The sequence below is a fragment of the Streptomyces sp. NPDC090994 genome (assembly GCF_044768905.1).
Classification (GTDB): domain Bacteria; phylum Actinomycetota; class Actinomycetes; order Streptomycetales; family Streptomycetaceae; genus Streptomyces.
Map to the genome: position 1 here is coordinate 180,418 of NZ_JBIVWS010000003.1, position 12,252 is coordinate 192,669.

Consider the following 12,252-nt stretch of genomic DNA (forward strand, 5'->3'; position numbering starts at 1 on the left):
GGCCCTTCGTCATGCCTCCGGGCTGGATAGGGTGGACCCGGTTCCGAACGCGGTTCCGGATCCGGTTCTTTCCGATCTCACTCTCACAGGAGCGGCAGATGAGCGCTGTGACCCCCGCTGGAGGCGACACCGCGGCGGGCCGCTCCTGGCCCGTCCTGCTGAACGGACTGCTGGGCGGACGGGACCTGTCCGCCGACGAGACCGCGTGGGCGATGGACACGATCATGCGCGGCGAGGCGACCGACGCGCAGATCGCCGGGTTCGCGGTGGCGCTGCGGGCCAAGGGCGAGACCGTGGACGAGATCGGCGGCCTGGTCCGCGCGATGTACGAGCACGCCCATGTGATCCAGGTGCCCGGCGACACGGTCGACATCGTCGGCACCGGCGGCGACGGCGCCAAGACCGTCAACATCTCCACCATGTCGGCGATCGTCGTCGCCGGCACGGGCGCCAAGGTCGTCAAGCACGGCAGCCGCGCGGCCTCCTCGGCCTCCGGCGCCTCCGACGTCCTGGAGAAGCTCGGCGTCAATCTGGAGCTGACCCCGAAGCGGGTGGCCGAGGTCGCCGAGGAGGCGGGCATCACCTTCTGCTTCGCGGTGAAGTTCCACCCCGCGCTGCGCCACGTCGCCGCCGCCCGCGGCCAGCTCGGCATCCGCACGGTCTTCAACTTCCTCGGCCCGCTGACCAACCCGGCCAAGGTCCGCTCCCAGGCCATCGGCGTCGCCGACGCCCGGATGGCCCCGATCATCGCCGGGGTCTTCGCCGAGCGCGGCAACTCCGCGCTGGTCTTCCGCGGCGACGACGGCCTGGACGAGCTGACCACGACGGCCACCTCCCGGGTGTGGGTGGTGCGGGACGGCACGGTGACCGAGGAGGTCTTCGACCCGCGCGACGTCGGCATCGAGATCGTGCCGGTCGAGGCGCTGCGCGGCGCCGACGCCTCCTACAACGCGGACGTGGCCCGCCGGCTGCTGGGCGGCGAGCCGGGCCCCGTCCGGGACGCGGTGCTGCTCAACTCGGCGGCGGCCCTGGTGGCCCTGGAGCCCGGCGAGGGGCCGCTGACCGACCGCATCCGGGCCGGCATGGCACGGGCCGCCGAGTCGATCGACTCGGGGGCGGCCCGGCACGCCCTGGAGCGCTGGGTGGCCGCCAGCAACGCCTGACGGCGCCTGTGACGTCCGTCCCGTGATCCGGACACGGGTTGCGGGACGGCGATCACCTCACGTACGTTTTCGAACCAGGTCATGAGTGACAGTCATGAGGCCCCGGCCGACTGTCCGGCAACCCTCCGTCCGTGGCGGGGTGCCCCGGGTGAAGACCAGGCCGTGGACAGCAAGGTCCACGGCAAGCGCGGACCCCTCGCGTACCAGGGGTCCTGGGTCGTCCGAGGGAGTCTCCCGTGAATCAGCGAATGCGCTAGGGCCGCCGAGCCCCGCCTCCGCACCCCCCTTTCTTTCTCTTTCTTCGCCTCGCGCGTCGTACTCACGGGAGTCCGCCATGTCCGTGCCCACCGCTGTCCTCGCCCCGCTGCCCGTCCTCGGCCGGGACGTCACCGTGCCGCTCGTCACCGGTGGCGAGGTCACCTACGCCGCCCTCGACTACGCCGCCAGCGCCCCCGCGCTCCAGAGGGTCTGGGACGACGTGGCCGCCTACGCGCCGTACTACGGCAGCGTGCACCGGGGCGCCGGGTACCTGTCGCAGCTCTCCACCGACCTGTTCGAGAACGCCCGGCGGACCGTGCACGACTTCCTCGGCTGCCGGGACGACGACCAGGTGGTGTTCACCCGGTCCACCACCGACTCCCTGAACCTGCTGGCCGCCGCGCTGCCCGCCGGCTGCCGGGTCTTCGTCTTCGAGACCGAGCACCACGCCTCGCTGCTGCCCTGGCGCGACGCCGAGGTCACCTTCCTCGACGCCCCCCGCACCCCCGCGCAGGCCGTCGAGACCCTGGAGCGGGCCCTCGCCGACCGGGAGCCGTACGGCCCGGCCCTGGTCTGTGTCACCGGCGCCTCCAACGTCACCGGCGAGCTGTGGCCGGTGCGGGAGCTGGCCGCCGCCGCGCACGCGCACGGCGCCCGGATCGTCCTGGACGCCGCCCAGCTCGCCCCCCACCACCCGGTGAGCGTCCGCGACCTGGACGTCGACTGGGTCGCCTTCTCCGGGCACAAGCTGTACGCCCCCTTCGGCTCGGGCGTGCTGGCCGGCCGCGCCGACTGGCTGCGCGAGGCCGAGCCGTACCTCGCGGGCGGCGGCGCCAGCCGCAAGGTCGCCCGGCGCGCCGACGGGGGAGTGGACGTCGAGTGGCACGAGGGCGCCGCCCGGCACGAGGCCGGCTCGCCCAACGTCATCGGCGCCTACGCGATCGCCGCCGCCTGCAAGGCGCTCACCGAGGCCGGGTTCGAGGCGCTGGTGGCCCGGGAGGAGTACCTGATCGGCAAGGTGCGGGAAGGGCTCGCCGAGGTGCCCGAGGTGCGGGTGCTGTCACTGTTCGGGGACGACGCGCCGCGCGTCGGGGTGCTCTCCTTCGTCGTCGACGGCTGGAACAGCTCCCACTTCGCCGCCGCCCTCTCCGCCGAGTACGGCATCGGTGTGCGCGACGGCCTGTTCTGCGCCCACCCGCTGGTGCGCACCCTGCTCGGCAGCGACCCGGGCGGCCAGGGCGAGTGCGGCGCCCCCGAGGCGGCGCCCGGCGAGAAGTCGCTCAACGCGGTGCGGGTCAGCTTCGGCGCGGGCACCCCCGACGAGCACGTGGAGCGGTTCGTGACGGCGGTGAAGGAACTGGTGCGGGACGGCGCCCGCTGGAACTACCGCACCGAGGACGGCCGTTGCGTGCCCGACACCTCCGCCGAGGCGGCGTGAGCGGGTAGCCGGGCGCCCAGCAGGATCATCCTGAGGGCCCGCTCGGTCGCGTCGGTGAGCAGTTCCGCGCCCCGGGTCAGCGCCTCCGCCAGGGCCATCGGCGCGGGCAGGATGCCGTGGCAGGCGTCCACCCCCGGCACGTCGTACGCGCCCTCGCCCAGCGTGCCCGCCAGCGCCAGCACCGGGCGTCCGGACAGCTTGGCGCGGCGGGCCACCTCCGCCGGGATCTTGCCGCGCGGCGTCTGGTGGTCGAGCGCGCCCTCGGCGGTGATCACCAGGTCGGCGCGGGCCAGCCGGGCGTCGAGGTCGAGCTGGCCGAGGAGGACGTCGAAGCGGGGCAGCAGCCGCGCGCCGAGCGCCGCCAGGCCCGCGCCCAGCCCGCCGGAGGCCCCGGTGCCGGGGCCGGTGCGCAGGTCGAGGCCGGTCGGGCGGAGGTCGCGGGTGAGGACGTAGGCCCAGTTCTCCAGGCCGGCCGAGAGGTGCTCGACCTGGGCCGGGGTCGCGCCCTTCTGCGGGCCGAAGACGCGAGCCACGCCGCGTTCGCCGCACAGCACGTTGAACGGGTTGCAGGCGACGAGGAGTTCGGTGTCCCGCAGGCGGGGGTCGAGGCCGGCCGGGTCGACGCGGGCCAGCCGGGTCAGCTCCCGGCCGCCGGGCGGCAGTTCGAAGCCGTCCGCGTCCAGCAGGCGGGCGCCGAGGGCCTGGAGGGCGCCCGCGCCCCCGTCGGAGGTGCCCGAGTCGCCGCAGCCGACCAGGACGCGCCGCACCCCGGTGTCCAGCGCGGCGCGGATCAGCTCGCCGACGCCGTACGTGGTGGTGGCGCCGGGGTCGCGCAGGGTGCGCGGGACCAGGGAGAGACCGGCGACCGCGGCCATCTCCACCACCGCCGTGTCCCGCGTGCCCAGCAGCGCGAAGTGGGTGCCGATCCGCTCGCCGAGCGGGCCGGTCGCGGCCAGCGCCACCAGCCGTCCGCCGGTCCCGGCGGCCAGCGCCACGGCCGTGCCCTCACCCCCGTCCACCAGCGGCACCCGGTCGATCTCCGCGCGGGGCAGCACCCGGCGCACCCCGGCCGCGATGGCGTCGGCGGCTGCCTGGGCGGACAGCGACTCCTTGAAACCGCTGGGGGCGACGACGACTCGGTTCAGCATGGCGGGCTCCTCAGCGGGTCACGGGTACGCCGAGCAGCGGCCACACCGCGGCGGCGAAGAACAGGACGAGCGCGGCGGTCAGCGGGGCCAGCACGGCGGACAGCCGCAGCAGGTCGCGCGGGGTGTAGGTGGGGACGCCGGGGACGTCCGCGAAGAGGGCGACCGGTTTCGCGGAGGCCGGCAGGGTGTGGCAGAACCCGGCCGCGGCGGTGGAGGCGAGGGCGGCGGCCACCGGGTTGACGCCCGCCGAGACGGCCGCCGCGATCACCAGCGGGACCAGCACCGAAGAGCGGGCGGAACGGGACTGGAGGAGCAGGTGGGCGGCGGTGCTCACCACGACCACGACGGCGAGGAAGACGGCCGGCCCGGTGTCCGAGGGCAGCCCGGACACCAGCCACTTCGCCGCGCCGGAGTCGGCCAGCGCCACGCCCATCGCCATGGTCGCCGCCATGAACAGCAGCAGCGACCAGGGCACCGTCTTCAGCGCGTCCTTCAGGCGTACGGTGCCCAGGGCGGGGGAGGCGGCGACGACCGCGCCGATCAGCGCGACGACGGCGGGCGGCACCCGGTGCAGGGGCTCGCCGCACCACAGGGCCACCACCGTGGCCAGCAGCAGGGCGCAGCGCCGCTCCGCCTGCGTCCACTCCCCGGTGACCGGCGACTCCGTGTGCCGCTGGATCTCCTCGGGGGTGATCCGTACCGGGCCCGCGCGGTCCGCCCGCCGGGTGGTCGTCAGCAGGACGGCCTCGGCGGCCAGGTGGGAGGAGACCACCGCCAGCGGGAGGCCCAGCAGCAGCCACTCGGTGAAGCCGATCCGGTCCCCGGTCGTCTCCCACAGCACCGACACGGTGATCAGGTGCGCGCCCGCGCCGATCAGGGTCGCCACCGCCGACAGAAGGATCACGGTCGGGAACAGCAGTGCCAGCATCACGACCAGCCGTCTCCGGTCGGCCAGGGCCTTGGCGAGGGCGAGGAACACCGGGAGCGCCAGCGCCGCCCGGCCCGAGGTCGCCGGCACCGCGAACGCCGTGACGACCAGCGCGGCCGTGGTCAGGTGGACCAACTGCCGCACCGTGCGCGCCCCGCCGACCAGGAACACCGCCGCCCGCCCCGCGAGCCCGGTCCGGGTCACCGCCGCCGCCAGCACGAAGGCGCAGATCAGCAGCCACACGGTCGGGTCGCCGAGGGTGCCGAACAGGGTGTCGCTGCTGATCACCCCGGTGGCGGTCAGGGCGAGCCCGGCGCCCAGGGCGATGTACGTGTCGTCGACCGGGGTGCCGATCCAGGCGCAGGCGGCCAGTGCGAACACGGCGAGGGTGAGGCGGGCGTCGCCGCCCAGGGCGGGGAAGACGCCGGGTATCGCCAGCGGTGCGCACAGGGACAGCGCCACGCACAGCGTCGCGGTCAGCCGGAGGTTCGGGGTCACGTCATCGAGGGTTCACCCGGGCGGTGAGCCGTCGATGAGCCGCACATGAAGGAAACTTCACCGGCCGTCACCAGGAGGGCAGCCGGTACCCCATCCCGCGCACCGTCTCCACCGCCTGCGCCCCGAGCTTCTTGCGCAGCGCCCGTACGTAGACGTCCACGATGTTGGAGCCGGGGTCGAAGTCGTAGCCCCACACGTGGGAGAGGATCTGCTCCCGGGACAGTACCTGCCCCGGATGTCTCAGGAACAGCTCCAGGAGCACGAACTCACGGGCCGTCAGGTCGACCCTCCGCTCCCCGGCGCGGGCCCGGCGGGTGCGCAGGTCCAGGGTGAGCGTGCCGGACCTGAGCACCGTCACCTCCGGGGCGCGGGCCGCCGTACGCAGCCGGAGCCGGATCCGGGCGAGGAGTTCCTCGAAGCGGAACGGCTTGGTCATCCAGTCGTCGGCGCCGCCCTCCAGGCCGGCCACCGTGTCCCGTACCGAGTCCCGCGCGGTCAGCACGATCACCGGGGTGGTCACCCGGGCCTCGCGCAGGGCGCGCAGGACGGTGAAGCCGTCCCGGCCGGGCAGCCCGATGTCCAGTACGACCAGGTCGAAGCCGCCGGTGAGGGCGTACTCGTAGCCGGCCTCGCCGTCGGCCGCCACCGTGGTGGTGAAGCCGTTGGCGCGCAGGCCCTTCTGGACGAAGGAGGCGATGCGTTCCTCGTCCTCGACGATGAGGATGCGGTTCAAGGGTGTGCCTCTTCCAGAGTTCCCGGAGTCGCCAGGGGTCCCGGGTTTCCCGGAGTTCCCGGATTCCCCAGGGTGAGGATGAAGGTGGCGCCGCCGCCGTCGGTGTCGTGCAGCCGGACCCGGCCGCCGTGGCCCTCCGCGATCGCCTTGACGATCGACAGACCGAGCCCGGCGCCCGAGCCGCGCGCGCCGCGCCGGGCGGTGCCGCGCCGGAACCGTTCGAAGATGACGCCGGCGTCCTGCGGCTGGACGCCGGTGCCGGAGTCCGCGACGTACAGCTCCACGTGTCCCTGCCGGACGCGGGAACCTATGCCGACCCGCTGGCCGGGCACGGTGTGCTGGACGGCGTTCTGCGCGAGCTGCACCATGGCCTGGGTGATCCGCTGGGCGTCCAGCAGGGCTTCCCCGTCGGCGACTTCGGCGAGGACCCAGTCGCGGTCCCCGAGGGTGCGGGCCTTGACGTAGACGTCGGCGGTGAGTTCGGCGAGCTGGACCGGCCCGGGGCGGACGAAGTCGGGGCGTTCGGCCTTGGCGAGCAGCAGCAGGTCCTCGACGATCCGGCTCATCCGGTCGAGTTCGTCGGTGACCAGGCGGACGGTCTCCTCGCGTTCGGCCGGGTCGTCGCCCATCAGCTCCAGATGGCCGCGGACGATGGTGATCGGGGTGCGCAGCTCGTGCCCGGCGTCGTCGACGAACTCGCGCTGCGCGGCGAAGGCCCGCTCCAGCCGGTCCAGCATCGCGTTGAACGTCTCGGCCAGCGCCGCCACGTCGTCGTTGCCGTGCACCGGGATACGGCGGGTCAGGTCCTGCTCGGTGAGCTGGGCGGCGGTGGCGCGCACCAGGCGTACCGGTTTGAGGATGCGGCCGGCGACCACCCAGGCGATGCCGGTGGTCATCAGCAGGGCCACCCCCGAGATGGCGAGCAGCACGCGGAACACCTGGTCGGCGCGGGCCTGCTCCCGGCCGGGGTGGAAGGCGACCACGAACGCGGCGGCCGTCTCGCCGCCGTACCGGGCGACGTTGACCTTGGCCCAGCGGATCTCGCCCTCGGGGCGGTGCAGGGTGCCGGTGGGGTGCGGGGAGTCGAAGACGCGGCGCCGGGCGTCGGCGTCCTTGTGCAGGGGCAGGGCGACCGGGATGTCACGCTGCTGGATGAGCTGGGCGGGGGCGGTGCCCGGGGCGCCGACCAGGCCGATGAGTTCCTCGTCGAGGTCGGCGTACTGGCGTTGCAGGAAGACCCGCAGCAGCCGGTCCGGCTCGGTGAACCGGCGGCCGGTCTCCGGATCGAACCCCTGCTCCTCGAAGTTGGCGAACTCCCCGGCCTCCTGCGCCAGCAGGTTGTTGATCCGCTGGTCGGTGTCGCGCAGCAGGATCGACCGGGTGGTCGCGGCCACCGAGGCGAGCGCCACCGCCATCACCAGCAGCAGCCAGAGCAGGATGCGGACCCGGGCGGAGATGCGCCGGCGTTCCCGGTCAGCCGTCGTCACCGGCGCCGTCGTCGTCCCCGTCCCCGTATCCGTCGTCGGAGGTCCGGCCGGGCTCGTCGTCATCGTCGTCGTCCGGGGGGCTGTCGGTCACCGGGGGCCGGGAGACGACCTCGTCCGGGGACACGGAGGCGGATGCGGAGTCGGATGCGGAGGCGGAGGCGGATGCGGACGGGGACACCGGGGTGGGCGTGGGCGTGGGGGTCGGGGAGCCGCTCTCCAGCTCCACCTTCGCCGGCACCTCGGGCTCCCCGGGACTGTCGGTGAGCGCGAAGCTGGTCGCGGCGATGCCCAGGGGGATCAGTACGACGGCCGCGAGCGCGGCCATCCGGCGGGAGAAGACCATGCGCCCGATCCTGCGCCCGGCACCCGGCGGCCCGGATGAGCCGCGGATGAAGAACCCTTCATCCGCGCGCGGGACGGGGTCAGTTCTCCAGCCCGATGGAGAACGCCGCCTCCAGGTCGTGCTGCGAGTACGTGCGGAACGCCACATGGGTGTCCGTGCCCTCCACGCCCGGGATCTTGCTGATCCGCCCGGGGATGACCTCCGCCAGCTCCTCGTGCTCGCGCACCCGCACCATGGCGATCAGGTCGTAGGTGCCGGTGACGGAGAAGACCTCGCTGACGCTCTCCAGCGCGGCGATCCGTTCCGCGATCTCGGGGATCCGGTCCACGCTGGTCTTGATGAGGACGATCGCGGTGATCACGGCAGGTTCTCTCCCTCGGGGGCGGGCGCTGGGGCGGCCTTCACTCTAGCCCGCCGCCCGAAACGCACCCAGGCGTAGAGGAAGCCGAGGCCGAAGCCGACCAGGTGCGCCAGGTACGCCACCCCCGGCCCGTCCCCGGCCCGCCATGCCGACAGCCACTGCAGCACCGCCCAGAACGGCAGCACCACCCAGGCCGGGAAACGCAGCGGCATGAACAACAGGAACGGCAGGAGACTGGTCACCCGCGCCCGGGGGAACAGGTACAGGAATGCGCCGAGGACCGCCGAGATCGCCCCGGAGGCACCGACCAGGGACTGCCGGGAGTCGTCGTTGGCGATCGCGTACCCCAGCAGGGCCAGATACCCGCAGCCGAGGTGGAACAGCAGGAACCGGACGTGGCCCATCCGCTCCTCGGTCATCGCCCCGAAGACATAGAGGAAGAGCATGTTGCCGAACAGGTGCACCCAGCCGCCGTGCACGAAGAGCGCCGTGACCGGGGTCAGCAGCGCCCGCGGCGCCCCGTCGAACAGCTCCGCGGGGATCACGCCCCAGCGCTGGAAGTAGACGCGCTGCGCGGCGAGCAGTTCCTCGCCGGAGCCGTCGTACCGCGGGTCGAGGCCCGCCGCGGGGCTGACCAGGAACAGCAGACAGCACAGGACGATCAGGCCGTGCGTCACCGGCGCCGCGCCCCGGGCCGGACGGCGGAACCCGGCCGTCCGCACCGCGCGCAGCGCCCGGCCGGCCGCCGAGCTCCAGTTGCGGATCATGGGTACAGAGCATGACGTAACCGGACGCAAGCCCACGGAACGCCTCGCCGCCGTGGACAGGCGGGCGGCCGGTACCCGCCAGGCCGTAGGGTTACGAGCCACACGTACCGGGGAGGCCGGTGCGTCGGGCGACACTGGAAGAGAGCGAACAGCCACGATGACGGTTCCCCAGCCGACCGGCACGACGCGGTGGCGCTGCACCCTCTGCGGCAACCTCACCCGCTTCGACGTGACCCGCGCCTCGAAGGTCGTGGAGTACGTCCACCTCGATCTGGCCGGCGAGCCGACGGTCGAGGAGCGCGAGGTGCTCAGTGAGACCATCGAGTCGGTGCGGTGCCGCTGGTGCAACGCCGTGGACCAGGTGGAACTCGTGGACAGGCCGGGTGCCGGCTCCTGACGGAGCGGGCACCCCGCACAGGCATTGGGGTGACGGATGGCGGAGACACAGGGCGGGGAGCCGGGCGACGGCGCCGCTGAGGTGCTCGACCGTCCGCTGCCCGACGGGGTGCGCCGCAGGGTCGTACAGCTGGCCGCGGACGGCTTCGGCGGGCTGACCCTCGCGGAACTTCCCGCGCAGCTGCGGCAGTACGCGCGCTTCACACCGAACCGGCGGGCCAAGTTCGCGGGCAACGCGATGGCCGCCGCGCTGGAGACGGACACGCTCTTCCGCCAGCGCATCGGCGAGAAGCTCAGGGAGTCGCAGCCGGAACTGGCCGACGCCCTCGCCTCCGGTTCCCCGCCGCCGGCCGCGGACCCGCTCGACGTGGCGGCCGCGGCCTACGTACTGCGCCCGGCCGGCTGGGTCAAGCTCGTGGCCGCCGCCGGCGAGGAGGCCCAGCGGGCCGACGCCGAGCGCGCCGACGAGGAGACCCGCGCCGAGCTGGAGCGGCTGCGCGCGGAGCTGGAGCGCGCCCGGGAGCACGGCAAGGGCGAGACCGAGCGGCTGCGCACCGAGCTGGACGCCGCCAGGAAGGAGGCGGAGTCGCTCCACCGCAAGCTGCGCGGCGCGCTCAGCGACGTCAAGCGCGGCGAGGCGGCGGTGCGCAAGATGCGCGGCGAGCTGGACGCCGTACGCACCGAGGCGCAGACCCAGGTGTCCGCCGCCGAGAGCGAGACGCGGCGGCTCAAGGCCCGGCTCGGCGAGGCGGAAGCGGCCCTGGAGGCCACCCGCAAGGCCGCCCGGGAGGGCCGCAGCGTCGAGGACATGCGGGTACGGCTGCTCCTGGACACCCTGCTGGACGCCACCCAGGGGCTGCGCCGGGAACTGGCGCTGCCGCCGGTCTCCGTGCGCCCCGCCGAGACCGTGGACGCCGTGGAGCCCGGCCGGATGACGCCGAAGGACATCGCGGCCCGCGCGCTGTCCGAGCACGACCCGGCCGTCCTGGACCAGTTGCTCGCGCTGCCCCAGGCCCATCTGGTCGTCGACGGTTACAACGTCACCAAGACCGGCTATCCGCAGATGCCCCTGGAGAAGCAGCGGCTGCGGCTGCTCGGCCAGCTCTCGCAGCTCGCCGCGCAGACCGGCGCCGAGGTGACCTGCGTCTTCGACGGGGCCGAGCTGGCCGCCCCGGTGCTGCTGGCGCCGCCGCGCGGGGTCCGGGTGCTGTTCTCGAAGCCCGGCGTCACCGCCGACGAGCTGATCCGCCAGCTGGTGCGGGCCGAGCCGCCGGGCCGGCCGGTCATCGTCGCCTCCACCGACCGCGAGGTCGCCGACGGGGTGGCCCGCGCGGGAGCCCGCCCGGTGGCCTCGGCGATGCTGCTGAAGCGGCTTTCCTGACCCGCTGCCTGACGTAGTGTCAATCATGCGTCACTGCTGGTGATATTGAGGTAAAAGATGCTGTCGGTGACCGGGTTTTTCCTGAGAAGGATTTGAACTGATCACGAGTAGGTCACTAGGGTCTGGCTTCGAACCCTAGAACGGGTGATCACTCACACGAAGGAGTTCGCCTCCCGTGGCGTCCCACCGTCGACCCAAGCAGCCCAGCCGCGCGCGCGTCACCGTGCTCACCACCGCGGCCGCCGCCGCCGTTGTGCTCAGCTCGCAGGCAGCCAACGCCGCTCCCAGCGAGAAGCAGAGCAAGGACGAGGTCAAGTCCGAGGTCGACAAGCTCTACGACGAAGTGGAGCAGGCCTCCGAGAAGCTCAACGGGGCCACGGAGAAGCAGGACAAGCTCCAGAAGGAGATCTCCACCCTCCAGGACAACGTCGCCCGCGGCCAGGAGGAGCTCAACGAGCTGCGCGACGGCCTCGGTTCGATGGCCAGCGCCCAGTACCGCTCGGGCGGCATCGACCCCTCCGTGCAGCTGTTCCTCTCCGCGGACCCGGACGACTACCTCGACAAGGCGTCCACCCTCGACCAGTTGAGCGCCCAGCAGGTCGACGCGCTCAAGGAGATCCAGGACAAGCAGCGCGACCTCGCCCAGCAGCGCAAGGAGGCCGCCGAGAAGCTCAAGGACCTCTCGGCCACCCGCGCCCAGCTGAGCGAGAACAAGAAGGAGATCCAGGGCAAGCTCTCCGCCGCGCAGAAGCTGCTCAACAGCCTCACCGCCGCCGAGAAGGCCGAGCTGGACGCCGATGAGCAGCGCGCCACCCGCAGCAGCGAGCGCACGGCCCTCTCCGGCTCCACGGCCTCCGCCTCCGGCCGCGCCGGCGCCGCCTTCTCCGCCGCCCAGAGCAAGATAGGCAGCCCGTACGTCTACGGCGCCACCGGCCCGTCCTCGTACGACTGCTCGGGCCTGACCTCCTGGGCCTACGCCCAGGCCGGCGTCTCCATACCGCGCACCTCCGAGGCCCAGTCGCAGATCGGCACGCGCATCACCAGCCAGAGCGACCTCCAGGTCGGCGACCTGGTCTTCTTCTTCAACGACCTGCACCACGTCGGCCTCTACGCCGGCAACGGCCAAGTGCTGCACGCCCCGCGCACCGGCACCGTCGTGCGGTACGAGTCGATGAGCACCATCGGCGGCCCCTTCATGTGGGGCGTCCGCGTCTGATCCCGCGTCCGGCCCCCGGTCTTGCTCCGAGGGCCGTCCGGATCAACCCGACATGCCGCCCGAACGAGCGAATCACAGAACCCTCCTGTGACCCGGCGCCCCGCCGCTGACCTGCGTCAGCGGCGGGGCGCCCGG

General features: G+C 73.3%; 12 protein-coding genes and 1 riboswitch. Of the genes, 5 read left to right on the plus strand and 7 right to left on the minus strand.

Features of this window, described 5'->3' with window-relative positions; translation table 11 throughout:
- Positions 1 to 98: 98 nt before the first annotated feature.
- The gene (trpD, locus tag ACIQR3_RS08225; RefSeq protein WP_403535861.1) at positions 99 to 1,163 is read left to right on the plus strand and encodes an anthranilate phosphoribosyltransferase; all 1,065 of its coding nucleotides are present in this window, start codon (positions 99 to 101) and stop codon (positions 1,161 to 1,163) included.
- Positions 1,164 to 1,240: 77 nt separating this feature from the next.
- A riboswitch (SAM riboswitch) is annotated at positions 1,241 to 1,357 on the plus strand.
- 140 nt (positions 1,358 to 1,497) lie between these two features.
- The gene (locus ACIQR3_RS08230; RefSeq protein ID WP_403535864.1) at positions 1,498 to 2,859 is read left to right on the plus strand and encodes an aminotransferase class V-fold PLP-dependent enzyme; all 1,362 of its coding nucleotides are present in this window, start codon (positions 1,498 to 1,500) and stop codon (positions 2,857 to 2,859) included.
- On the opposite strand, the gene ACIQR3_RS08235 is transcribed toward ACIQR3_RS08230, so the two are convergent.
- From ACIQR3_RS08235 to ACIQR3_RS08265, 7 genes are all read right to left on the minus strand, one after another.
- Complete coding sequence (locus tag ACIQR3_RS08235; protein ID WP_403535867.1) at positions 2,805 to 4,007, minus strand: glycerate kinase; 1,203 nt, start codon at positions 4,005 to 4,007, stop codon at positions 2,805 to 2,807. The two genes, ACIQR3_RS08230 and ACIQR3_RS08235, sit on opposite strands and share 55 nt — an antisense overlap.
- 10 nt (positions 4,008 to 4,017) lie before the next feature.
- Complete coding sequence (locus tag ACIQR3_RS08240; protein ID WP_403535870.1) at positions 4,018 to 5,433, minus strand: SLC13 family permease; 1,416 nt, start codon at positions 5,431 to 5,433, stop codon at positions 4,018 to 4,020.
- A gap of 67 nt (positions 5,434 to 5,500) precedes the next feature.
- Complete coding sequence (locus ACIQR3_RS08245) at positions 5,501 to 6,166, minus strand: response regulator transcription factor (protein ID WP_403535872.1); 666 nt, start codon at positions 6,164 to 6,166, stop codon at positions 5,501 to 5,503.
- On the minus strand, positions 6,163 to 7,653 hold the full coding sequence (locus tag ACIQR3_RS08250) for an ATP-binding protein (RefSeq protein ID WP_403535875.1): 1,491 nt from the start codon (positions 7,651 to 7,653) through the stop codon (positions 6,163 to 6,165). The genes ACIQR3_RS08245 and ACIQR3_RS08250 overlap by 4 nt, the downstream gene beginning before the upstream one ends.
- Positions 7,640 to 7,996 carry a small secreted hydrophilic protein gene (locus ACIQR3_RS08255; RefSeq protein ID WP_403535878.1) on the minus strand — a complete coding sequence of 119 codons (357 nt, stop codon included), beginning with the start codon at positions 7,994 to 7,996 and terminating at the stop codon, positions 7,640 to 7,642. The genes ACIQR3_RS08250 and ACIQR3_RS08255 overlap by 14 nt, the downstream gene beginning before the upstream one ends.
- Positions 7,997 to 8,075: 79 nt before the next feature.
- Positions 8,076 to 8,357 carry an Lrp/AsnC family transcriptional regulator gene (locus ACIQR3_RS08260; protein ID WP_403535880.1) on the minus strand — a complete coding sequence of 94 codons (282 nt, stop codon included), beginning with the start codon at positions 8,355 to 8,357 and terminating at the stop codon, positions 8,076 to 8,078.
- Positions 8,354 to 9,124 carry a rhomboid family intramembrane serine protease gene (locus tag ACIQR3_RS08265; protein WP_403535882.1) on the minus strand — a complete coding sequence of 257 codons (771 nt, stop codon included), beginning with the start codon at positions 9,122 to 9,124 and terminating at the stop codon, positions 8,354 to 8,356. The genes ACIQR3_RS08260 and ACIQR3_RS08265 overlap by 4 nt, the downstream gene beginning before the upstream one ends.
- 157 nt (positions 9,125 to 9,281) lie before the next feature.
- Between ACIQR3_RS08265 and ACIQR3_RS08270 the strand changes: the two genes are divergently transcribed.
- From ACIQR3_RS08270 to ACIQR3_RS08280, 3 genes are all read left to right on the plus strand, one after another.
- Positions 9,282 to 9,521 (plus strand): hypothetical protein, encoded by a 240-nt coding sequence (locus ACIQR3_RS08270; RefSeq protein WP_189413508.1) that lies wholly within the window; start codon positions 9,282 to 9,284, stop codon positions 9,519 to 9,521.
- A 36-nt stretch (positions 9,522 to 9,557) separates the two neighbouring features.
- Positions 9,558 to 10,901: an NYN domain-containing protein gene (locus ACIQR3_RS08275; RefSeq protein WP_403535886.1), complete on the plus strand. Its 1,344-nt coding sequence runs from the start codon at positions 9,558 to 9,560 to the stop codon at positions 10,899 to 10,901.
- 175 nt (positions 10,902 to 11,076) lie between these two features.
- Entirely contained in the window at positions 11,077 to 12,117 is a 1,041-nt protein-coding gene (locus ACIQR3_RS08280) for an NlpC/P60 family protein (RefSeq protein WP_403535889.1), read from the plus strand.
- Positions 12,118 to 12,252: the final 135 nt, after the last annotated feature.

Bases quoted from the DNA above. Each gene is read 5' to 3' on its own strand.
- trpD (WP_403535861.1), top strand. From the start codon at position 99: ATGAGCGCTGTGACCCCCGCTGGAGGCGACACCGCGGCGGGCCGCTCC.
- ACIQR3_RS08230 (WP_403535864.1), top strand. From the start codon at position 1,498: ATGTCCGTGCCCACCGCTGTCCTCGCCCCGCTGCCCGTCCTCGGCCGG.
- ACIQR3_RS08235 (WP_403535867.1), bottom strand. From the start codon at position 4,007: ATGCTGAACCGAGTCGTCGTCGCCCCCAGCGGTTTCAAGGAGTCGCTG.
- ACIQR3_RS08255 (WP_403535878.1), bottom strand. From the start codon at position 7,996: ATGGTCTTCTCCCGCCGGATGGCCGCGCTCGCGGCCGTCGTACTGATC.
- ACIQR3_RS08265 (WP_403535882.1), bottom strand. From the start codon at position 9,124: ATGATCCGCAACTGGAGCTCGGCGGCCGGCCGGGCGCTGCGCGCGGTG.
- ACIQR3_RS08270 (WP_189413508.1), top strand. From the start codon at position 9,282: ATGACGGTTCCCCAGCCGACCGGCACGACGCGGTGGCGCTGCACCCTC.
- ACIQR3_RS08275 (WP_403535886.1), top strand. From the start codon at position 9,558: ATGGCGGAGACACAGGGCGGGGAGCCGGGCGACGGCGCCGCTGAGGTG.